The organism is Planktothrix agardhii (assembly GCF_904830935.1).
Lineage (GTDB): Bacteria > Cyanobacteriota > Cyanobacteriia > Cyanobacteriales > Microcoleaceae > Planktothrix > Planktothrix agardhii.
The window spans coordinates 3,206,996-3,229,419 of record NZ_LR882952.1; the positions used below are offsets into that span (position 1 = coordinate 3,206,996).

Consider the following 22,424-nt stretch of genomic DNA (forward strand, 5'->3'; position numbering starts at 1 on the left):
TGTTATACTGAAGTCAAAGATTTAAGCGTTAAATCAAATTTTGATTTAATCTTAACTTACTGATCCTTTTCTTGCTAATTTTGACATCAAAACTATGAAACTTAATGCTCGGTTTTTATTACCCATCCTAGGTCTTCCTATTACCTTGATTTTGGGAGCTTGTACAATGCTTCAATCCCATTCTAAACCCATGACTTCAGAAACAGCAACTCCCGTTAGTTCGGAAACAGTTCTAGCCCAAAATAACGGCATGATGCCAGGAAATCATAGCATGATGATGGATTTGGGGCCGGCTGATGCTGAGTATGATTTACGTTTTATTGATGGGATGATTCCCCACCATCAAGGGGCGATTAAAATGGCTGAACAGGTGCTTCAAAAATCTAATAATCCTGAACTTAAAAAATTAGCAGAAGAAATTATTAAAGCCCAGAAAAAAGAAATTGCTCAGATGCAGGAATGGCGGAAAACATGGTATCCCCAAGCGAAAGATGCTGTCATGTATCATGCCGCTATGGGTCACAGTATGTCCATGTCTAAGGAACAGATGGAATCAATGATGATGATGGTTGATTTAGGCGCTGCTGATGGTAGTTTTGATCAACGATTTATTCAGGCGATGATTCCTCACCATGAAGGGGCATTAATTATGGCAAAAGATGCTCAATCGAAGTCAAAACGACCTGAAATTCAGCAACTTTCCCAAGCTATTTTAGTTTCCCAAGCAGCAGAAATTAAGCTGATGAAACAATGGTTAAAACCCGGATCTAATTAATGTATTATCCCTGTTCCCTTGTACCCAGGAATAATGAATGTAAAGAGTTGATAAAAATTAATTAAAAAAAGGGGTAAATCCGTATTATTAAGTTTAGATGCTGGATTACTCAGTCTACTGCGTTAAGAAAAGCACAAATTAAACTTTTAAAAGGAGAGATAAAATTGGAAAATGGTTATTTACAATTAGACGATAAACAAGCCATTCCTTTACCTCCAGAATTGCAAAATTTACCCTCTAAAAGTCTGACTCACCCCTATTATTGGTCGGGTTTTACCTTAATTGGTAGTCCTTGGTAAATTGAGGTATAATATTTAATATCCATATTGACCTTAGACGCTTTAAAATTAATAACCAATCAATTACCCACAAATAATTATGAGCCAAGATAAAACCCCATCACCGACCCTTAGTGAAGAATCAACGACTCGGACACCGCCTTGGGGTCAGGTTAGCCTACTAGAAGAAGGCGAGCGCTATCGGATTAATCGAATTGTGGTAAATCCGGGTTATCATATCAGTACCCAAATGCACTATCATCGCAGTGAACACTGGATTGTTGTCGCTGGAACCGCTAGGGTCATCTGTGGCGGAGAGGAAATTTTACTACTTCCAAAACAGTCCACCTATGTTCCCATGAATACCCCCCACCGCCTAGAAAATCCTGGGGTAATTCCTTTAGTGATGATTGAAGTTCAAAATGGCGAATATTTAGGAGATGATGATATTACTCGTTTTCCCGAAGAAGATACCAAAAGCCAGACTAAAAAATAACTCGACAGAACGGACAAAATGATAGACAATTTACCTGAGTCTATCAATTTTCTCCTTTACTAAAATACTCATGGATTTAAAGTCTCTCATTCGCAATATTCCCGATTTTCCTAAGCCTGGAATTTTATTTCGAGATATTACTACCCTGTTACAAAACCCCCATGGACTTCGATATACAATTGATTCTTTAACAGAAAAATGTCGTCCTTTGTCTCCTGACTATATTCTGGGAATGGAGTCGAGGGGTTTTTTATTTGGAATGCCCTTAGCCTATCAATTAGAAGTAGGTTTTATTCCAATTCGTAAGCCCAAAAAATTACCCGCAGCCGTCTATCGGGCAGAATATGAATTGGAATATGGGACAGATTGTTTGGAGATGCACCAAGATGCCCTTTCATCGGGGGATAAAGTCTTAATTGTTGATGATTTAATTGCCACTGGAGGCACAGCCAAAGCCACCGCAGAATTAGTTGAACAAGCCGGGGCTACGATAGCAGGATTTTGTTTTGTGGTTGAACTCACCGGGTTAAAGGGACGGGAACAATTGCCCGATGTTCCGGTAATTAGTCTGTTACAATATGATTAATAGTTTTAGAGTTTTTCCAGGGTAAATTTGTTAGTTATCAAGGGGTAAAATTAGGATTATGAGTGAAACATTAGTCTATATTGGTAAGCGATTATTACAAGCGCTTTTAACTCTACTTTTAGCATCGGCTTTATGTTTTACCATTACTCAACTTGCTCCCGGAGATTATTTAGATAACCTCTCAAATAATCCTCAAATTTCCCCTGAAACCTTAGACCAACTGCGAGAACAATTTCTCCTAGATAAATCTCCCCTAGAACAATATTGGCATTGGTTAACCCAAATTGTCACCCGGGGAAATTTTGGCTTTAGTTTTGCCAATCAACGTTCCGTTACTTCCTTGCTAATAGAACGAGTTCCTGCTACATTATTATTAGCATTTTCATCGTTAATTTTAACCTGGATAATCGGCATTCCATTAGGGATAATTGGGGCGGTAAATCAGAATCGTTTTACCGACCGATTTTTGCAAGTTATTAGTTACACCGGACAGGGTTTTCCCAGTTTCATCACCGCTTTATTATTATTATTTTTAGCTCAAAAAACCTCTCCCCTATTTCCCGTTGGCGGCATGACCAGTATTAATTTTCCCGATTTATCACCCCTGGGAAAAATAGCCGATATTGCTTGGCATAGTATTTTACCGACATTAGCATTAAGTATTACCAGTTTTGCCGGGTTACAAAGATTAATGCGAGGACAACTTTTAGATGTTTTACGCCAAGATTATATTCAAACGGCGAGGGCGAAAGGACTCCCAGAAAATCGGGTGATTTATGTTCACGCCCTACGGAATGCCATTAACCCTTTAATCACATTATTAGGCTTTGAATTTGCCAGTTTATTAGGGGGAGCTTTTATCGCCGAAACCTTTTTTAACTGGCCAGGATTGGGTAAATTAATTTTACAAGCGGTACAACAACAGGATTTATATTTAGTTATGGCGAGTTTAATGATGGGGGCGGTTATGTTAATTATTGGGAATTTATTAGCGGATTTACTCTTAAAAGCCGTTGACCCTAGAATTAAATTAGAAGATTTACGATGAAATTTTAGCGGTAAAATAGAGATAATAGGATCAAAATAAATTAGGTTTAACCTAGTTTGCAATTTTAAGGAGACGGTTTAAATGCTCTCTGAAGTTTATTATATTCTGCGCTCAAAAGCTGATGGACGTTATGTTACCGCCCATCCTGAACCCGATAGTCCATCGGCCTATTTATTATTATTTTCAGAAAATTTTGATGCTTTGAGTTATTTAAACAAACACGCTACGGATGTCAAAGATCGGTTTGCGGTAGAATCAGTTACAGGTTATCAAATTAAACCGATTTTACAGCGTTGGGGATTTACTGGTATTGCGATGGTTAAAGAGCCCCTTTTACCGCAGATTGAATTTATCCAAATTAAACAAAATTAACCGGGTAACAAAACAAAGTAAACTGATAGAGTTTGATAGCGATCGCAATTTTCTCTTGGGTTAATTAGAACAGGATCAAAATATTTGTTAGGGTTTTTATCCCTAGAAAACCTCTATATGTACCAGCGTTAGATTTAGGATCTAATTCGAGATTTTCAACAACCAGTTTTTTTCGTTTTGGTTTTGAAGATTTATCGGGTTTTTGATCATTCGTCTGATTAATCATATCCCTAAGAAATCCTCGCACCATTTTTTGTAAAGGATTCGGCTGTTTTTTTGCCATAAATTATTTAAGATATTAAACTTTAGTAGGGTGGGTGATCAACTGTGACTTGATGCTTCAGATTAAAACAGTTGTCAAGTTACCCACCCTATAGTTAACAAAAATTGCTATTGGCTTTAGTCTTTAGATGTTGCTTTCTTCAGTCCATAGGCAGCAAGTCCAACAATTGCACCTAAGCCCACAACAGGCGCCATCCCAATCCCAACAGCAGTTCCACCGATAGCTAAACCCATTCCTCCCAATAAGGCACTTGCTCCTGCTCCTGCTGCTGCTCCTCCGGCGGCAAAACCTGCGGCTTCTTTTAGATTGTCTTCTGGCGGTTGTTTACTCATAACGTTAATCCTCTTTCAAAGGGAACTTGTCAATTCAACATTAACAAAAATAACCATAACTGGGAATTCGTATTTATACGGAACTTTAATATCTTTAATATAATTAGTGATACATCAAGAAAAGGCCGAGTCACCTTTTAAGGGTTTAGAATGGACTCAGGGGATATTGAGTATGCAGCTTTGACGGGACACTATTATAGACTAGATAAAAATACTTTTTGACGGTCAATGGTGATGGGATTGACTGATTTTTAAACTTAAGAAAATAACCGGAATCATCCCCACTAAAACAATCGCTAATGCGGGGGCAGCGGCTTCAGCTAATCGTTCATCGGAAGCTAAATTATAAACCCGAACTGCCAAGGTATCAAAATTAAATGGACGAATCACTAAGGTCGCTGATAATTCTTTCATGACATCGACAAAAGTTAACATTCCGGCTGTTAATAACCCACTCCACATAATCGGGGTATGCACCTTAATTAAAGTGCTAGTTGCTCCATATCCTAAGCTCCGGGCAGCTTCATCTAAATTAGGTTTAATTTTACTCAAACTCGATTCCACTGTCCCAAAAGAAACTGCTAAAAATCGGACTAAATAGGCATAAATTAAAGCGATAATTGTGCCACTCAATAACAATCCCGTAGAAATACCAAAGGTAGACCGCATTACCCCATCAATTGCATTATCTAATCTACCAATAGGAATTAAAATACCCACCGCAATTACCGAACCTGGAATCGCATATCCCATAGCAGCAATACGGGTGGATAATCGCATCAGGGAATTAGCATTTAACCGGACACCATAGGCCATAATTAAGGCGATCAGAACCGCTAAAATTCCGCTAATAGTCGCTAAAGTTAAACTGTGTAAGGCATAACTCCAAAACTCAGCATTCAAAAAAGTGCCTAAATTTTCTAAGGTCATTTTCAATAAAATAATACTAGGAATTAGAAACCCAAAAACAATCGGGAATAAACAGATAAAAAAAGCTAATCCTGCCCGAAATCCCGTGAGTTTAAATTGATTTAAAGATTGAAAGCGATTTCCCGTTTGGTAATATTGGGCTTGACGACGTGACCAAAGTTCGAGTAAAATTAATCCTAAAATAAATAACATTAAAACCGCCGCTAATTGGGAAGCTGCCACCCGTTCTCCCATCCCAAACCAAGTTCGATAAATTCCGGTTGTAAAAGTATCAACTCCGAAATATTGAACGGTTCCAAAATCATTCAGGGTTTCCATTAATGCTAAAGCTAATCCGGCAATAATAGAGGGACGGGCGAGGGGTAAAGCTACGGTAAAAAAACTTTGCCAAGGGTTACAACCGAGGGAACGACTTGCTTCTAAGGTGCAGGTTGATTGTTCTAAAAACGCAACTCTGGTTAATAAATAAACGTAGGGATATAAAGTTAAAGATAATAAAAAAATTGCTCCCCAAATCGAACGAATATCAGGAAACCAATAGTCATCAATTCCGCTCCATCCAAAAGTGTTTCTTAGGAGGGTTTGCACCGGGCCATAAAATTCTAACCATTCAGTGTACACATAGGCGAGAATATAACTAGGGGCGGCCAGGGGAATTAACAACCCCCATTCAAACAAACGGCTACCCGGAAATCGGCACAGGGTAACTAACCAAGCACTACTCACCCCGAGCAGCAACACAATACTACCAACGCCAAAGATTAGCAATAAGGAATTAAGAATATAACCTGGGAGAACCGTTGAGCCTAAATGGTTCCAGACCTCAGTAGAATTGACGAAAACACTGCTTAATACAAATAATACCGGAGTTGCAATCAAAACAGCGATCGCCACCACAAAAACAGTCCAAACGTCCAGCTTCAAGCTACGCAGGGCTTTGCTCAAGGACTCCCAGGACAATAATGACACAACCAAACACTCCTAAAAATTTAATTAAGTCTTAGTGAGAATATATCCTAAAAAGGGAGTATAATTAGAATGAAGTTTCAGCAATATTAGTTTCAACAGTACCGTTCAACCCTAAGATCAAATTAATGCCTGTAAAGATGACTCAATCTGTAATTCTGCATTTAGAGGACGTCGGTAAACAGTTTCCTCAAAACCAGACCCCAGCCGTTCAAGCCGTTAACCTAGACTTACATGAAGGGGATATCCTCGGACTATTAGGCCCTTCTGGGTGTGGGAAAACCACGTTATTGCGAATGATTGCCGGATTTGAACAACCGGACACCGGAACCATTACCCTAGCGGGGCGGGAAGTCGCCGGTTTGGACTATTGGATACCGCCAGAACAAAGAGATGTGGGAATGGTGTTTCAGGATTATGCCTTATTTCCCCATTTAACCGTTGCTAAAAATATTGCCTTTGGCTTAAAAAATACTAAGAAAAAATCTAGTTTAGGGATGAACAGACGGGTAGCAGAAGTTTTAGAATTAGTGGGATTATCGGGTTATGAAAAACGCTATCCCCATGAAATATCGGGAGGACAACAACAACGGGTCGCCCTAGCCCGCGCCTTAGCTCCCCATCCAGCTTTAGTATTATTAGATGAACCTTTAAGTAATTTAGATGTACAGGTTCGGTTAAGATTGCGACAGGAATTACGCGATATTTTAAAAGTAGCAGGAACCACCGCAATTTTTGTTACCCATGACCAAGAAGAAGCCCTAGCCATTTCTGATTGGTTGGCGGTGATGCGAGACGGACACCTAGAACAGTTTGGCACACCGGAAACGATTTATCGACAACCCGCCTCTCGGTTTGTGGCAGAATTTGTTACCCAAGCTAATTTTATTCCCGCCAAACGTCGAGGAGATTTTTGGGAAACGGAATTGGGTTGTTTTGCTATTAACCCCTATCTTGTAGATGCTGTTAACCCAGATTGGGATAAATTAGACCGGGTAGAATTAATGGTACGACAAGAGGATTTTATTCTTAAACCTGATGATAACGCCCCGGTTGTGATTCGCGATCGCCAATTTCTCGGACGGGAAAATCACTATAGTTTGCAGGTTCCATCCGGTCGGGAACTCATCGCCAGAACCAGTGCTACAACGGCTTTACCTGTGGGAATGCGGGTTAATGTTTCTGTCCTTGAAAATGCTTTGCGGGTGTTTCCTAGTCGGAAAAATTAGGGGTTAGTTGACGGATAAATTTGGCAACAATTTTAACAAATTCTGAGGTCGATTCGTAGGGTAAAACATTACGCCCTGGAATTATAGCAGATTGGCAATTTTTCCAGCCTTTTTCATAAAGTTGACAACGTTGTTCTGGGGTTTCTGAAAATCCACTGCGACTAATACTAGATGCAGTTGTCCCAAAAACCGCTAAGGTGGGAATCGAAATTTCTGCCATAATATCCGTATAGTTTTGTCGCCAGAATCCAGCTAAAAAGGAATAAACGGCATAACGGCTTTGATCATTTTTTGCCCCTGTTTCTAATAAGTCTAACCAATTTTGATCGACATCTTCGGCTTTGGCAAAAAGTTGACGAATGGAGAAGGATTCGATAAATTGACGACGACGGGCATAGAGCCAGAATAAATTGCCAATGGGAGAATCAAAGAATAGATTCCAGACGAGTTTTTGCTGTTTTTCTGAACTGGGTTCGTTCATGACTCGCCAAGCTGGGGGGCCGGATAATATTAATCCTTTAATTAAGTTAGAATTAGATTTGTTTTGGAGTTGAGTTAGGGCGATCGCAACGGGTAATAACGCTCCTTGTACTATTATAATGACAGGTTTTTGAATAATATTCTGTAAAAAATAATGCAATTGTTCCGCCCAATCTTGGGGATAATAGGCAAATTTTGGAATATCAGAATTTCCACAACCGATTAAATCGGGATTATAAATGGCATGATTTAATCCATTTTCCCGCGATTCTTGACAAAATCTATACCAAAAATTTCCAGATAATCCCACTCCAATCGGATGAATTAATAATAATGAAATATCATTATCAATATTAGGATTAACGGTCGGATAATATTCATAATAACATTCATATCCCTGCCAATTATAGGATTTTGATTCAGGAGTAAATAGGGAAGATTGGGAATTAGCTTTCATAATATCGGTAAATAATTAATTGAATGAATTTTACAGATTACATTAACCTTTAAACAAACTATTAACGTAATCTGTAAAATTAGATAGTTTACTCGATGTCAACGGTTTGGGTTTCTTCGGTGATGATTTCGGGTTCAATTGTTGATTCTGGTGTGGAATCTTCTATTTAGGGAAGTTCGGGAACTAGATTAATATTTTCTGACCGTTGGGGTTTGGTGACAGGTTCTGAAATGGAAACTTGATCAACAATTTCAGGTGAGGGTATCGGAGAATTAGATGTTATAGCAAGAGGCAATAGGGAATAGGCAATCTCGCTATAGGTAAATACTTACTGTGAGCAGTTTTTAGCTTTCAAGAATGTCCTAATAGATGCGGCAACTGCTATACCTGAACTGGATTTAAAAAAGGAAGATGAAAACGACTCAAAAACTCACCTAATTGTTTAATTAGGGACTCAGGGGAAATATCCGGCGTGGTTTTTTCTGCTGGAATTTCAGTTGCTACTGGTTCCAATGGAGTAGTTTCAGATTCTACTATTGATTCTATATTTTCCAATGGAGTAGTTTCAGATTCTACTATTGATTCTATATTTTCCAATGGAGTAGTTTCAGATTCTACTATTGATTCTATATTTTCCGATGGAGTAGTTTCAGATTCTACTATTGATTCTATAGTTTCCGATGGAGTAGTTTCAGATTCTACTATTGATTCTATAGTTTCCGATGGAGTAGTTTCAGGTTCTACGATTAATTCTGCTTCTGGTGTCGTTTCCTCAAGAGGTTCGGGCGTGGGTTCGTCTAGGGGAGTCGAAATAACTTCGGGTTCGGTGTTAGGAAGTTCTTCCGGTTCAGGGGTTTTAATCAGGTCTTGAGTGGCAAAATTAGGATTCAGGATTCCTTTAACTTCTGCAAAGGATAATTTTTCTTGAGTCAGTTGAGACAGGGTATTTTTGAAATTGGGATTATAGGTAATCACCCGGGCGGTTTTATTAAAAACGTTATCAACTGGATTTCCCTGTTCATTCAGATATTCAATTTGTACCCAGTTTTTACCCGGTTTTAACCCTTTTAGATATAGAGGTTGCCATTTATCGGTGGTGAAACTTTCGCCGTTAAGGGTAATCCGAATTTGCCAATCTATTATTTCATCCGTTGGGTTGTCTTGAGCCACAATATGTAGAGGGGCGTTATTCAGGTGGAAGTCTAGTAAAACTGGTTCCGCACCGTATACTCCTTGGGGACGGTTATAGGTAAGTAGGGGTAAATTTTGGTCGGGGTGATCATTAGGGGTTTTTGTGAAAACATGAAAGGTAGTTTGGGCAAAAGACCCTTCGTTTTTGTAGCTTTCATCCCAGGGATAGGCTGCAAACACCCTTAGAGTATGGGTTCCGGGGTCTAGTTTGGGGAAGGTTATGGGGGTAGTGATATCGTAAATATCAATATTGGGCTGGTTATCGAGGATTACTTGTAAATGTGGCCCTAAACCGAATTTAGGATCTTGGAATAGTGGTAAACCCTGAACTTGGAGTTGCAGGTTAATTGTATCGTCTTCGATTAGTTGATCGGGTTTAGGATTGAGGATGGTAACTTGAGGCTGGTAAGCATCCAAGGATTGATGCAGTTTCTGGATTAGTTTGGGGGAAGAAACTTGGGAAATCGGTGACGCGGATTTGGATATCGTCAGGGTTGGAGGAGTTTGGGGCGGAACTTCTGAGGAGGAATTTCCACATCCAGCCAGACTGACGATTATTAAGAGTGCTAACAGGGTTTTGAGTTGGGTTTTTACTCTTGTCCATATCTGAAGTATGGGATTTAGCACCTGATTTTTTTGAAAGAAGCCCAATCTAATTTTATCCATAAGTTTTTTATTGAAAATCATAAGCCCAGCCTTAATCTATCGGTTTTAGGGGGGTATTTAACCTCCCTGGGTTCGGTAGGGTGCCACTTGAGGAGTTCAGACCAATCCTAGCGCGGAATCGGGACATCAAGCACATAGAGATGAAAGTCCGGTGGAATTGATTTTGATTCCAGCTTGAAATGGACAAGGTTTTCAACCTTCTAAGTTATTTTGATAAATTTTAAGTTTTGTAACATTTATTGAGAAAGATTTGACTTTTTGAAACCCTTATGGAAACTAAAATGATGATTTTGTAAAGAATCAGGGGAAATTTTAATTATTGTTACCAAGTCATTCCCCCCGGATTCAAAAAGATGATATATCATTTAAAGACAACAGCTACCCCAAACGGAAAGCCATTGCTATGCAAGGGTTTAAGTCTGGGTTAGTTGTGGAAATAAAATTTTAAAAGCCTTAAGGCAAACACAGGGGCGTTCTGTTGCCCCCGAACAAAGGTTGGTTTTAGTGCAGGTATAAACCTGAATAATTAGTCTCATAGAAATTTATCTATGGAACAAGTTAACGAAACACTAACTTTTGTTAAGGATTTTGAAAAAGGGGTATAACTTCTGTCAAAATCTGCAACGTTACTTATTTTTTGTCACAGGTCGAGGAGAGTCTAAATGACAATCAGTCCTCCAGAGCGTGAGGCAAAAGTAAAGGTTACGGTTGATAAAGATCCGGTTCCTACATCTTTTGAAAGATGGTCTAAACCTGGACACTTTCGCCGTGACCTCGCCAAAGGGCCAAATACCACCACTTGGATTTGGAACCTACACGCCGACGCTCACGACTTCGATAGTCATACCAGCGATTTAGAAGATATTTCGCGTAAAATCTTTAGCGCCCATTTTGGTCATTTAGCCGTGATTTTTATCTGGTTAAGTGGTGCCTACTTCCACGGCGCTAAATTTTCGAACTACGAAGCTTGGTTGGCTAACCCTACGGGGATTAAGCCTAGCGCTCAAGTTGTATGGCCAATTTTCGGCCAAGAAATTTTAAACGGTGATGTTGGTGGTGGCTTCCACGGGATTCAGATTACCTCTGGGTTATTCCAACTGTGGCGAGCTTCTGGTTTCACCAACACATACCAGCTTTATTGCACCGCCATTGGTGGGCTGGTAATGGCAGGTTTGATGCTGTTTGCTGGTTGGTTCCACTATCACAAACGCGCTCCCAAACTGGAATGGTTTCAGAATGTGGAGTCGATGATGAACCACCACTTAGCTGGCTTGTTGGGTCTAGGCTGTTTGTCTTGGGCAGGACACCAAATTCATGTGTCCTTACCCGTGAACAAATTGCTGGATGCGGGAGTGGCGGCGAAGGATATTCCTTTACCCCATGAATTCATTCTCAATCCCAACCTGATGGCAGAACTGTATCCCAGTTTTAAACAAGGTTTAACACCATTCTTTACCTTGAATTGGGGAGTCTATTCGGACTTCTTAACCTTCAAAGGTGGATTAAACCCCCAAACAGGCGGTCTGTGGTTATCCGATACTGCACACCATCACCTGGCACTGGCAGTCCTGTTCATCATTGCTGGCCATATGTACCGGACAAACTGGGGCATTGGTCACAGCATGAAGGAAATCTTAGTAGCCCATAAAGGCCCCTTCACTGGAGAAGGCCATAAAGGACTCTATGAAATCCTGACCACCTCTTGGCACGCTCAGTTGGCGATTAACCTCGCAATGATGGGTTCTTTGAGTATTATTGTGGCTCAACACATGTACGCAATGCCTCCCTATCCTTACATTGCGACGGATTACCCCACGCAGTTGTCCCTGTTCACGCATCATATGTGGATTGGTGGCTTCCTGATTGTGGGTGCGGGCGCTCACGCTTCCATTTTCATGGTGCGTGATTATGTTCCGGCCAACAATGTCAACAACTTGCTTGATCGGGTGCTTCGTCACCGCGACGCAATTATCTCCCACCTAAACTGGGTCTGTATCTTCCTGGGATTCCATAGCTTTGGGTTATATGTCCATAACGACACCATGCGTGCGTTTGGTCGTCCCCAAGATATGTTCTCGGATACAGGGATTCAACTCCAACCCGTATTTGCCCAATGGATACAAAACATTCACACTCTGGCCCCTGGTAGCACTGCTCCCCATGCCTTAGCCAGTGTTAGCCCCGTGTTTGGTGGCGGTGTCGTAGCCGTCGGTGGCAAAGTAGCAATGATGCCGATTGTGTTAGGTACGGCGGACTTCATGGTTCACCATATCCATGCCTTCACAATTCACGTCACGGTTTTAATTCTGCTGAAAGGCGTTTTATACGCCCGTAGCTCTCGCTTGGTTCCTGACAAGAGTGAATTGGGTTTCCGGTTCCCTTGCGATGGGCCAGGTCGGGGTGGTACTTGCCAAGTCTCTGGCTGGGATCACGTTTTCCTGGGTCTGTTCTGGATGTACAACTCCCTCTCCATCGTAATTTTCCACTTTAGCTGGAAGATGCAATCCGATGTCTGGGGAACAGTTGGTTCAGACGGCACCGTTTCTCACATCACCAGTGGCAACTTTGCCCAGAGTGCCATTACCATCAACGGATGGCTGCGTGATTTCCTGTGGGCGCAAGCTGCTCAGGTAATCAGTTCCTACGGATCAGCCCTCTCCGCCTACGGTCTGTTGTTCTTGGGTGCCCACTTCGTTTGGGCGTTCAGCTTAATGTTCCTGTTCAGTGGCCGCGGTTACTGGCAAGAACTGATTGAGTCCATTGTTTGGGCCCATAACAAGCTGAAATTAGCCCCAGCAATTCAACCTCGCGCTCTGAGTATTACTCAAGGTCGTGCGGTTGGTGTAGCTCACTACCTCTTAGGAGGCATTGCTACAACTTGGGCATTCTTCCTAGCCCGAATTATTTCAGTAGGATGAAAACTCTCTGCTCAGAGGTGGGAGGAAATCTAATCTACTTTCTTCCCCCTTCTGAAGCGGAATCACAAAGAACACGATTTAGTTAGGACTTATGGCAACTAAATTCCCAAAATTTAGCCAGGACTTGGCCCAAGACCCGACAACACGTCGGATTTGGTACGGGATTGCCACAGCCCATGATTTCGAGACCCATGATGGTATAACAGAGGAAAATCTTTACCAAAAGATTTTTGCTTCCCACTTCGGTCACCTCGCTATCATTTTCCTCTGGACTTCAGGCAACCTGTTCCACGTCGCTTGGCAAGGTAATTTTGAACAATGGGTTAAAGATCCTTTAAATGTTCGCCCCATTGCTCACGCCATTTGGGATCCCCAATTTGGCCAACCTGCGGTAGAAGCTTTCACCCAAGCGGGTGCTTCTAACCCAGTTAACATCGCCTATTCTGGGGTGTACCACTGGTGGTATACCATCGGAATGCGCTCAAATGCTGACCTGTATCAAGGGTCTATCTTCCTGTTGCTTTTGGCTGCTACCTTCCTGTTCGCAGGTTGGTTACACCTGCAACCTAAGTATCGTCCCAGTCTGTCTTGGTTCAAGAATGCTGAATCTCGTTTGAACCACCACTTGGCAGGTCTGTTCGGGGTTAGTTCCCTGGCTTGGACTGGTCACTTGGTTCACGTTGCCATTCCTGAATCTCGCGGACAGCACGTGGGTTGGGATAATTTCCTCAGCACTCTGCCCCACCCGGCAGGTCTGGCTCCCTTCTTCACGGGTAACTGGGGTGTGTACGCACAAAACCCAGATACCGCTGGTCACATTTTTGGAACCTCTACGGGTTCTGGAACCGCTATTCTGACCTTCTTAGGTGGTTTCCATCCTCAAACGGAGTCTCTCTGGTTGACGGATATGGCTCACCACCATTTGGCGATCGCAGTGTTATTCATCATTGCGGGCCATATGTACCGGACAAACTTCGGAATTGGTCATAGCATCAAAGAAATGATGAATTCCAAAGATCCTTTGTTCGGATTTAAAAATGAAGGGCCGTTCAACCTGCCTCATCAAGGGTTGTACGACACCATGAATAACTCCCTGCACTTCCAGTTAGCATTTGCTCTGGCTGCGCTGGGTGTGATCACCTCCCTGGTAGCGCAACATATGTACGCGCTGCCTCCCTACGCCTTCATCGCTAAGGATTACACCACGATGGCGGCGCTGTATACCCACCACCAATATATTGCTGGGTTCTTAATGGTCGGGGCTTTCGCTCACGGGGCAATCTTCCTGGTGCGCGACTATGATTCCGAACAGAACAAAGGCAACGTCTTGGATCGGATGTTACAGCACAAAGAGGCCCTCATCTCTCACTTAAGCTGGGTGTCTCTGTTCCTCGGTTTCCACACCCTGGGCTTATATGTCCATAACGATGTTGTGGTTGCCTTTGGAACTCCTGAAAAGCAAATTCTGATTGAACCGGTTTTTGCTCAATTCGTTCAAGCGGCTTCGGGTAAAGTGCTGTACGGCATGGATGTTTTATTGTCCAACGCTGACAGCATCGCCACCACTGCTTGGCCTAACGCTGGTAACGTTTGGTTGCCCGGTTGGTTAGATGCTATCAACTCTGGTAGCAACTCCCTATTCCTGAGCATTGGCCCTGGAGACTTCTTAGTTCACCATGCCATCGCTCTAGGTCTGCACACCACCACCCTGATTTTGGTCAAAGGTGCGTTGGATGCCCGTGGCTCTAAGCTGATGCCCGACAAGAAAGACTTCGGTTATGCCTTCCCTTGTGATGGCCCTGGCCGTGGTGGTACTTGCGACATCTCCGCTTGGGACTCTTTCTACCTGTCGATGTTCTGGATGCTGAATACCATTGGTTGGACTACCTTCTACTGGCACTGGAAGCACCTGGGCGTTTGGCAAGGAAACGTTGCTCAGTTCAACGAATCCTCCACCTACCTGATGGGCTGGTTCCGTGACTATCTGTGGCTGAATTCGGCTCAGTTAATTAACGGTTACAACCCTTATGGAACCAATAACCTGTCGGTTTGGGCTTGGATGTTCCTATTCGGACACCTAGTTTGGGCGACTGGATTTATGTTCCTGATCTCTTGGCGGGGTTACTGGCAAGAGTTAATCGAAACGATTGTCTGGGCCCATGAGCGGACTCCTCTGGCGAACTTAGTTCGTTGGAAAGACAAACCCGTGGCTCTGTCTATCGTTCAAGCTCGTGTGGTTGGTTTAGCTCACTTCACCGTTGGCTATATCCTCACCTACGCGGCGTTCCTAATTGCCTCGACTGCGAGTAAGTTTGGTTGATGTAACTGTTAACTGAATCCTCGTTTCATCGGTAATTAAAAATATCCCCTGCCTTCGAGTGGGGGATTTTTATTGGTTATTTTTTAATAAGTAAAGAGGATTTAACTGATTAATTCCTACCCCATTTTCAAATCTTTGTAGCCATTGATCATGTTTTTCAGCTACAAATTGATAATCAAATGATATCAAAACTTTTTTGCTTGTTTCATCTACAATTACCTGAAAACCTCTATCGCTTCGATTTAAACCATGAATAGTTTGTCGAAAGCTCATTTCCGTTTCTGGATATTTCTTACCGGCTTGTTTGTGCCTCCACCCGTAGCAAGGTAGTAATAATGATGGTACCAGTTTTAATGCCGTTGGAGAGGGTTCAAAATGAAATAATGTCGTTAAAGAGGTCGTATTAATTCGTTGAGTTTTTAATTCCCATTCAGCCGCATTAGGTATGGGTAGGTTATTCTCAGTAATACCGAGTAAATCTTCGAGAGTATTACCAATTCCACCATCATTTCCTTTACGAGCATTTTGGATATATCCTAGCTCACGAATTCTTGCTAATTCCGCTTTTAGTTCATTTTTGGTGTATATTTTCATGAAAATGATAATTCCAATTGAGGTGTATCAGTTCTTAGCCTGTGTTCAGCTTTTTGACAGTATTCTGCCGATAGATCAATCCCAATAAAACTTCTTCCTAGCCTTTTTGCTGCTACTGCTGTCGTGCCACTACCCATAAAAGGATCAAGAATTATTTCGGCATTTGTTGACTCAATACATCGCCTGGCTAATGCTATGGGAAAAGGTGCGGGATGGGAGTTATTCATTTCCTGCGTGAACTCCCAAACATCACCATGAGCATTAGCTTTAGGTGTCAACTTAAATTTTGGCTTCGTTATTAAATAAATGACTTCGTAGGTGGGTAAGAAATAACCCGGGTTGAAGTTAATTCCTCCTTTTCGTCGCCAAATGATAATTTGTCGGACTGGAAAACCCGAAACTATATCTTGTCTGTCTTGAAGCAAACCATCTTGAACCCGCCATTTATGGTTGTAAAATATTGCCCCATCATCTTTTAATAAACGTATCATTTGCGATAGACATTCTCTTTGCCATTCCACATATTTTTCGTGGGGCATATTGTCGTCATAGTCTGAATAACCATGCACAAGTTGAGCATTTTTCCACTTGCCACCTCTACCATCCTTCATCCCATTTCCGGTAGAATTTTTTAGGTTGTAGGGTGGGGAAGTTACAACTAAATCCAGACAATTATCTGGCATTCGACTCATTATGGATATACAATCTCCACAAATAAACTTATCTAATAATTCATTCTGATTCATTATTTATTCCTGATAATAACTTAAAGGTCTTTTATTTGAGTAAAAATAACTAGATATTGACCTGCATTTGCTTTAAAAACACAGCTTTTGCCTCCAGTCAAGAGCTACTCAAAAAAATTGATTATTTTCCAGTATCCATGATTTACGGTAAAATACTTATAGACCCAAAGGGTAATGGAAAATGAGTTCAGCTAATGATCAACTTTCCCTTAACTTTGAGCTAGTTTTAGCCTTGGTCAAACAACTGCAACACTATCATAACCCATAGTGAAGATAACCTCCATTTGCTCGGCTAACACTAACATAAATACGTCTTTAGTTAAAAATCCAGTTAAAGCTATAGATTTAATATAAAATGAGTGTCTCCACCTCGGTATTAACGGAATTGGTGCAGTTTTTGCCCAGTTTAAAGCCCCAAATTTATTTTAAATCCTCTTTAACTGCCCTATCTCATGCGATGGAGGATCAAGTTTTAGCCACAACTGAACAACCTCTAGTAATTGCTACCTTTCAACAGGAAAGATTTTATCGTCAAGAAGCTCACCGTTACCGAAAAATTGCCGCGATCACACCCCAGGTTTATGTGATGGCAGCCGAAAAAACAGAGTTTCAAAACTCCTCTGATATTCACGAAACAGTAGCATTTGATCCCCAGGATAAACTGAGTCAAGAATGGAATTTATTGGTTTTAGGACAATATTATGCAACCTGTTTAGTTTGTGTTGAACGCGAAGATTTAGTACAGAATTCCGATATAACCGAAAAATTATTAATGGATCAGGCTCGTCCCTTTGAAGGGATTTGGACATCCGATCGGCAAGTTTCGATTAAGGTTGCCGAATTACTATTAGAACGGACTTTATATTACCGTCCTGAATTAGCTGAAAAAGTTGAACAAGCCTTTCTATTTTATAATATTCGTTCCGCAACTAAAAAAAGTAAAAAATCTTCAAATCGAACAAAATCTAATTCGAGTTCTAGCGATTATTCTTCCCTGAATGATCCCTTTGCTTATCGTTTAGTCACCTATTTACAAGCGGGTCAACATAAACTTTTACGAGTTTATCGGTCTTTAGCTGCTAAGGAACGAAAAGAACGTTTAGTTAATTCTATTACATCCACCATTCGCCAATCTCTCAATCCTCAAGAGGTGATTAAAGTCGCAACTCATGAGTTAGGGGAAGCTATGGGTGCTTGTCGTTGTCTGATTTATCGCTGCAAAGCCACGGATAATTCTGTTAAAATTTCTAATGAATATTTATGTAATGATGTAGTTTCTATCATCGGAAAAACTTGGCTTTTGCGAGAAAATCCGCTCTTTCAAGAAGTTGTTAAACGTCAAGAACCAATTTATATTAATCAAACGGATGAAATTGACATAGACTGGCTTAATAACAATAATAATAATTCAGTAAAATCCCAAGAATCCTTAAAAAAAATAACCCAAAAATTGGAAATTAAAGGTTGGTTAATGATTCCTATTTTATACCAAGGTCAACTTTTGGGAATGGTAGAATTACACCAATGTAATTGTAATCTTTCCGAGTGGCAAGAAGATGATTTATTAATGGTAGATGCGATCGCAACTCAACTAGGTGCTGCAATTATTCAAGCGGAAACCTATGCCAACTTAGAAGATCTAAACCAACAATTAGAAGCATTAGAACGGACTCGTAGTAATTTAATTGCGATTACCGGCCATGAACTTAGAACTCCCTTATCCACCATTTTAATTTGTTTAGAAAGTTTGAATCAAGAACCAGATATGCCCGTGGAAATGCGAAAAGTAATGTTAGATACGGCCTTAGAAGATGCAGAAAGGTTAAGAAAATTAGTCCAAGATTTTTTAAAATTGTCTCATTTAGAAAGTGGTCGAGTTGATTGGAACCCCGAATCTTTAAGACTCAAAGAATGTATTGATTTAGCAATTAGTGGAATTCGTACCCATCATAATCAAAATCAAGTTCCCGCGATTCAAACAGAAGTTCCCTCGAATTTACCTTTAGTTCAAGCCGACGGCGAATGGTTAGTAGAATTACTCTCTAAACTATTAGATAATGCCTGTAAATTTACCAATTCTGATGGTAAAGTTAAAATTAACGCCAAATGTAATGGAGATCAAATGATAGAAGTGACGATCTCCGATACCGGACGGGGGATTGAACCCAATCGTTTAGACGCGGTATTTGAGCGGTTTTATCAAGAAGAAGGTTCCTTGCGTCGGAGTGTGGGTGGAACGGGCCTAGGATTAGCGATCAGCAGACAAATTGTGAATGGTTGGGGCGGGGAAATTTGGGCAGATTCTCAGGGGAAAAATCAAGGGAGTCAGTTCCATTTTACGATTCCTTATGTTGAAAGTGATTCTTGACTTGTAGTAAGTCTTTTAGGGCTATCTAACTCTGAGTCCTGAAGGACTCTACGAGTTTTGTAGTAAGCCCTTTAGGGCTATCTAACTCTGAGTCCTGAAGGACTCACTACAATAGTGACCAGTGTGGTAAAACATGAGATCCTAGAAAGAGTCAACAATAGTAAATTGAGTTAGAATTTCATGGCAAATCAAGCAACAGTTGTGATTACGGGAGCGTCTTCGGGCGTTGGTTTGCAAGCCGCTAGAGCCTTGGCCGAAAAGGGTTGGTATGTGGTGATGGCCTGTCGGGATTTAGCCAAAACCGAACGGGCGGCCCAATCCGTGGGAATGTCCAAGGACAGCTATACAATTCTTCCCATAGATTTAGGATCTTTAGCCAGTGTAAAACAGTTTGTTGCTAATTTCCGGTCTTTGGGTCGCTCCCTGGATGCCTTGGTCTGTAATGCGGCGATTTATATGCCCTTAATTAAGGAGCCATTATGGAGTCCAGAGGGCTATGAATTAACGATGGCGACCAACCATTTAAACCATTTTTACCTCTGCAATGTCATGTTAGAGGATATGAAAAGATCAACTTTTGCTGATCGCAGAATGGTGATTTTAGGAACAGTTACTCACAACCCCGACGAGTTAGGAGGTAAAATTCCCCCGCGTCCAGATTTAGGAAATCTCGAAGGTTTTGCGGAAGGTTTCAAAGATCCGATTACGATGATTAATGGCAAACAATTTGAACCTGTTAAAGCCTATAAAGATAGTAAGGTTTGTAATGTTTTAACCATGCGAGAATTACATCGCCGTTACCATGATTCTACGGGGATTACTTTTACTTCTCTTTATCCGGGTTGTGTGGCAACAACGGCTTTATTCCGCAACCATTATCCCCTATTTCAAAAGATTTTTCCCCTATTTCAAAAATATATTACCGGGGGATTTGTCACGGAGGAATTATCGGGCGATCGCGTCGCAATGGTGGTGGCTGATCCTGAATATAAACAGTCTGGAATGTATTGGAGTTGGGGAAATCGTCAGAAGAAAGATCGCCAGTCTTTTGTGCAGAAGGTTTCTCCTCAAGCCAGTGATGATGAAAAAGGCAAAAAAATGTGGGATTTAAGTGCTAGGTTGGTGGGATTAGCTTACTAATAAAACGCTTTTAATTGTTGGTAAATAGAACCCCTCCCCTTCCCCCCCTAGCCCGCACGGGGGGTTTGGGGGCCTGTTCCCTGCTATACAATTCATTTAGGATTGCTATAGATTATAATTATGTTAATCAACAAGGAGGTTAAAATGTCAATCCAAGTTTTAAAAAGATATTTTACCGTTGAAGACTATCAGAAAATGGGAGAAGTTGGGGTTTTTAAAGCCGATGAAAATAATGAATTAGTAGCAGGAGAAATCATTAAAATGTCACCAATTGGAAAACGTCATGCGGCTTGTGTTAATCGCTGTAACCATTTATTTTATCAAATATTGGGTGATCGAATTCTGATCAGTGTTCAAAACCCGATTCAATTAAATAATTTATCACAACCTCAACCCGATTTAGTTCTACTGCAACCTCGTCCAGATTTTTATGAAGAAAGACATCCACAACCCTCAGACATTATATTATTAATAGAAGTCTCAGATACAACAATTGATTTTGACCAACAGGTAAAAATTCCTCTCTATTGTCAGAGTGATATTCAGGAAGTTTGGTTAATTGACCTGAATCAAAATATTGTGCGGGTGTATCGAAATCCCACCGCCAACGGTTATCAATCTATTCAGTTTTTTACAGTAGAACAAACCTTAACTTTAGCTGCTTTTCCTGAATTTAATATTAACATTAATCAGATTTTTTGACAACTGCCTAAGCATTTAAAATCAATAAAAACAATAAAATCAAGGAACTGGAACAAAATCATAACCCAATCCCGAAGTATTTCCGGGTTCAATTGTAACTAATTGTAAGGGTTGATTGCGATCGCCCGATGGTAAAAATCTAATCACACCCGTTGCACCTTGGGGAGTAAAATCTGGGGCGGAAAGTGCTTGTTGAACCCCGGTTCGGGTAGGGTTTTTAGTAATAGCAGCAACCAAGGCTTTTGTAGCATCATAGGCGGTGGCGGTACGCCAGTTAACACTCGCTCCCCAGAGTTGATTTGCTGTTTGAGCAAAAGCCGAATTAGGATTAGCTAAAATATGCCAAGGAATCGCAATTACCATCCCCACAGCATCACTTCCAACCTTTAAGGTTTCCGGTCGATATAAACTATCTCCTCCCAATAAAGGTAACTGTCTACGATTAATTCTCACCACTTGTAACGCCTGTTCAATAGTAGAAGAATCGGGAGTTAAGACAATTACTTCTGCTCCCTGTTGGCGAGCTTGTTCTAAGGATTGAAGCGGGTTAAAATCAGGTTTTGCAATATCAAAAACGCTGACTATTTCCCCCCCATCTCCACTTAAAGCGGTGGTAAATTCTGTTTGTAAAGAGGTGCTATATTGATTAGCACTATTAAAAAATATAACCGCTTTTTTTAGGTTTAAAGTATTTAGTAAATATCGAGACAAACTACTTCCAGCAAAGCGATCACTAGGAACAGTTCTAAAAATATAGTCTCCCGCATTAGAAATATTTGTTGATGTACTGGTAGGAGAAATTAAGACTAATTTCCCGGCTTCATAAATCGGTGCTGCGGCTTCGGTGGTATTACTCCCAAAATGACCAACTACTCCTAAAACTTCTGAATTATTGACTAATTTTTGAGCAACTTCTTTAGCAACTTCAGGACTATTATCATCATTGACAATAATCACATTTAATGATTTTCCTGCAATTCCTCCCCCTTGATTGACTTCTATTTGAGCTTGAGCAACTCCCCTTAAAATCTCCTGGGCGGTATTAACAGAAGTTCCAATCGGAATCGAGACAGCTATAGTATAAAAGGGTTGATTATTTTGCAGAATTTGGGCGTTATTTCGATAGACTAAGGCTTCAGGATCGTTTTTATTTTGTTGTAAAGCTGCATTAAATTGTTGAACAGCGTTCTGATATTGACGAGACGCTAAAGCCGCAACTCCCGCCTGTTTGAGAGCTAAATTTCCTGAAGCAATTAAAACTTTTTCCCCTTGACTAATTCGAGTTTCGATAGGCCCAACCGCAATATTAGGTGAGGACGTTGGGGGTAAAGTTCCAGAGGGGTTATTCGTATTCAATAGGGGTTTAGGAGAAAATCTGAAAAATAAAAAATAACCCGCCCCTAATAAGCTCCCTGTAATTAGCAGGGCTAAAAATAAGATTAGAGATTCATTTTTTTGAGACATCGGATTATAAATTGATTGATGCTTAGGTTCTATTTTAACATTTTTTTCTGGGATTAACCTCTAATCTAAGTTAACAGACAGAA

20 protein-coding genes are annotated in these 22,424 nt (G+C 40.9%); 12 read left to right on the top strand and 8 right to left on the bottom strand.

Features of this window, described 5'->3' with window-relative positions; genetic code table 11:
- The first annotated feature begins 94 nt into the window (after positions 1 to 94).
- The 6 genes from NMG88_RS15005 (at position 95) to NMG88_RS15025 (ending at position 3,555) form a co-directional block, all read left to right on the top strand.
- Entirely contained in the window at positions 95 to 775 is a 681-nt protein-coding gene (locus tag NMG88_RS15005; protein WP_227350663.1) for a DUF305 domain-containing protein, read from the top strand.
- 164 nt (positions 776 to 939) lie between these two features.
- Positions 940 to 1,074, top strand: coding sequence for a hypothetical protein (locus tag NMG88_RS22510; RefSeq protein WP_264477055.1), 135 nt, complete (start codon positions 940 to 942; stop codon positions 1,072 to 1,074).
- 79 nt (positions 1,075 to 1,153) lie between these two features.
- Positions 1,154 to 1,549 carry a phosphomannose isomerase type II C-terminal cupin domain gene (locus tag NMG88_RS15010; RefSeq protein ID WP_042154368.1) on the top strand — a complete coding sequence of 132 codons (396 nt, stop codon included), beginning with the start codon at positions 1,154 to 1,156 and terminating at the stop codon, positions 1,547 to 1,549.
- A gap of 70 nt (positions 1,550 to 1,619) precedes the next feature.
- A complete protein-coding gene (locus NMG88_RS15015; protein ID WP_042154366.1) occupies positions 1,620 to 2,135 on the top strand; it encodes an adenine phosphoribosyltransferase in 516 nt (171 codons plus the stop codon).
- 58 nt (positions 2,136 to 2,193) lie between these two features.
- On the top strand, positions 2,194 to 3,183 hold the full coding sequence (locus tag NMG88_RS15020; RefSeq protein WP_042154364.1) for an ABC transporter permease: 990 nt from the start codon (positions 2,194 to 2,196) through the stop codon (positions 3,181 to 3,183).
- Positions 3,184 to 3,264: 81 nt separating this feature from the next.
- The gene (locus NMG88_RS15025; RefSeq protein WP_042154363.1) at positions 3,265 to 3,555 is read left to right on the top strand and encodes a hypothetical protein; all 291 of its coding nucleotides are present in this window, start codon (positions 3,265 to 3,267) and stop codon (positions 3,553 to 3,555) included.
- Positions 3,556 to 3,619: 64 nt separating this feature from the next.
- On the opposite strand, the gene NMG88_RS15030 is transcribed toward NMG88_RS15025, so the two are convergent.
- The 3 genes from NMG88_RS15030 to NMG88_RS15040 all read right to left on the bottom strand — a co-directional run bounded on the left by NMG88_RS15030 (position 3,620) and on the right by NMG88_RS15040 (position 6,069).
- Entirely contained in the window at positions 3,620 to 3,838 is a 219-nt protein-coding gene (locus NMG88_RS15030; RefSeq protein WP_042154361.1) for a hypothetical protein, read from the bottom strand.
- A gap of 116 nt (positions 3,839 to 3,954) precedes the next feature.
- Positions 3,955 to 4,170 carry a hypothetical protein gene (locus tag NMG88_RS15035; protein WP_052369541.1) on the bottom strand — a complete coding sequence of 72 codons (216 nt, stop codon included), beginning with the start codon at positions 4,168 to 4,170 and terminating at the stop codon, positions 3,955 to 3,957.
- Between the two features lie 225 nt (positions 4,171 to 4,395).
- Positions 4,396 to 6,069: an ABC transporter permease gene (locus NMG88_RS15040; RefSeq protein WP_227350662.1), complete on the bottom strand. Its 1,674-nt coding sequence runs from the start codon at positions 6,067 to 6,069 to the stop codon at positions 4,396 to 4,398.
- Positions 6,070 to 6,206: 137 nt separating this feature from the next.
- Between NMG88_RS15040 and NMG88_RS15045 the strand changes: the two genes are divergently transcribed.
- Complete coding sequence (locus NMG88_RS15045) at positions 6,207 to 7,295, top strand: ABC transporter ATP-binding protein (protein ID WP_042154359.1); 1,089 nt, start codon at positions 6,207 to 6,209, stop codon at positions 7,293 to 7,295.
- Here NMG88_RS15045 and NMG88_RS15050 read toward each other — a convergent pair.
- Together NMG88_RS15050 and NMG88_RS15055 are read right to left on the bottom strand one after the other, a co-directional pair.
- On the bottom strand, positions 7,279 to 8,232 hold the full coding sequence (locus NMG88_RS15050) for an alpha/beta fold hydrolase (protein ID WP_144390455.1): 954 nt from the start codon (positions 8,230 to 8,232) through the stop codon (positions 7,279 to 7,281). The two genes, NMG88_RS15045 and NMG88_RS15050, sit on opposite strands and share 17 nt — an antisense overlap.
- Positions 8,233 to 8,613: 381 nt before the next feature.
- Positions 8,614 to 10,089 carry a hypothetical protein gene (locus NMG88_RS15055; protein ID WP_254035575.1) on the bottom strand — a complete coding sequence of 492 codons (1,476 nt, stop codon included), beginning with the start codon at positions 10,087 to 10,089 and terminating at the stop codon, positions 8,614 to 8,616.
- Between the two features lie 662 nt (positions 10,090 to 10,751).
- Between NMG88_RS15055 and psaA the strand changes: the two genes are divergently transcribed.
- Together psaA and psaB are read left to right on the top strand one after the other, a co-directional pair.
- Entirely contained in the window at positions 10,752 to 13,007 is a 2,256-nt protein-coding gene (psaA, locus tag NMG88_RS15060; RefSeq protein ID WP_026787738.1) for a photosystem I core protein PsaA, read from the top strand.
- Between the two features lie 91 nt (positions 13,008 to 13,098).
- Positions 13,099 to 15,327: a photosystem I core protein PsaB gene (gene psaB, locus NMG88_RS15065; protein WP_042154357.1), complete on the top strand. Its 2,229-nt coding sequence runs from the start codon at positions 13,099 to 13,101 to the stop codon at positions 15,325 to 15,327.
- A 69-nt stretch (positions 15,328 to 15,396) separates the two neighbouring features.
- Here psaB and NMG88_RS15070 read toward each other — a convergent pair whose 3' ends face one another.
- Together NMG88_RS15070 and NMG88_RS15075 are read right to left on the bottom strand one after the other, a co-directional pair.
- A complete protein-coding gene (locus tag NMG88_RS15070) occupies positions 15,397 to 15,921 on the bottom strand; it encodes an MvaI/BcnI family restriction endonuclease (protein WP_254034811.1) in 525 nt (174 codons plus the stop codon).
- Positions 15,918 to 16,667, bottom strand: coding sequence for a DNA-methyltransferase (locus tag NMG88_RS15075; RefSeq protein WP_254035576.1), 750 nt, complete (start codon positions 16,665 to 16,667; stop codon positions 15,918 to 15,920). Before NMG88_RS15075 ends, NMG88_RS15070 begins: the two co-directional genes overlap by 4 nt.
- A gap of 355 nt (positions 16,668 to 17,022) precedes the next feature.
- On the opposite strand from NMG88_RS15075, the gene NMG88_RS15080 reads away from it, so the two are divergent.
- The 3 genes from NMG88_RS15080 (at position 17,023) to NMG88_RS15090 (ending at position 20,877) form a co-directional block, all read left to right on the top strand.
- The gene (locus NMG88_RS15080) at positions 17,023 to 19,035 is read left to right on the top strand and encodes a DICT sensory domain-containing protein (RefSeq protein ID WP_227357950.1); all 2,013 of its coding nucleotides are present in this window, start codon (positions 17,023 to 17,025) and stop codon (positions 19,033 to 19,035) included.
- Positions 19,036 to 19,215: 180 nt separating this feature from the next.
- On the top strand, positions 19,216 to 20,175 hold the full coding sequence (locus tag NMG88_RS15085) for a protochlorophyllide reductase (protein WP_026787734.1): 960 nt from the start codon (positions 19,216 to 19,218) through the stop codon (positions 20,173 to 20,175).
- Between the two features lie 144 nt (positions 20,176 to 20,319).
- Complete coding sequence (locus NMG88_RS15090) at positions 20,320 to 20,877, top strand: Uma2 family endonuclease (RefSeq protein ID WP_254035577.1); 558 nt, start codon at positions 20,320 to 20,322, stop codon at positions 20,875 to 20,877.
- Positions 20,878 to 20,916: 39 nt separating this feature from the next.
- Here NMG88_RS15090 and NMG88_RS15095 read toward each other — a convergent pair whose 3' ends face one another.
- Positions 20,917 to 22,341 carry an ABC transporter substrate-binding protein gene (locus NMG88_RS15095; RefSeq protein WP_254035578.1) on the bottom strand — a complete coding sequence of 475 codons (1,425 nt, stop codon included), beginning with the start codon at positions 22,339 to 22,341 and terminating at the stop codon, positions 20,917 to 20,919.
- Positions 22,342 to 22,424: the final 83 nt, after the last annotated feature.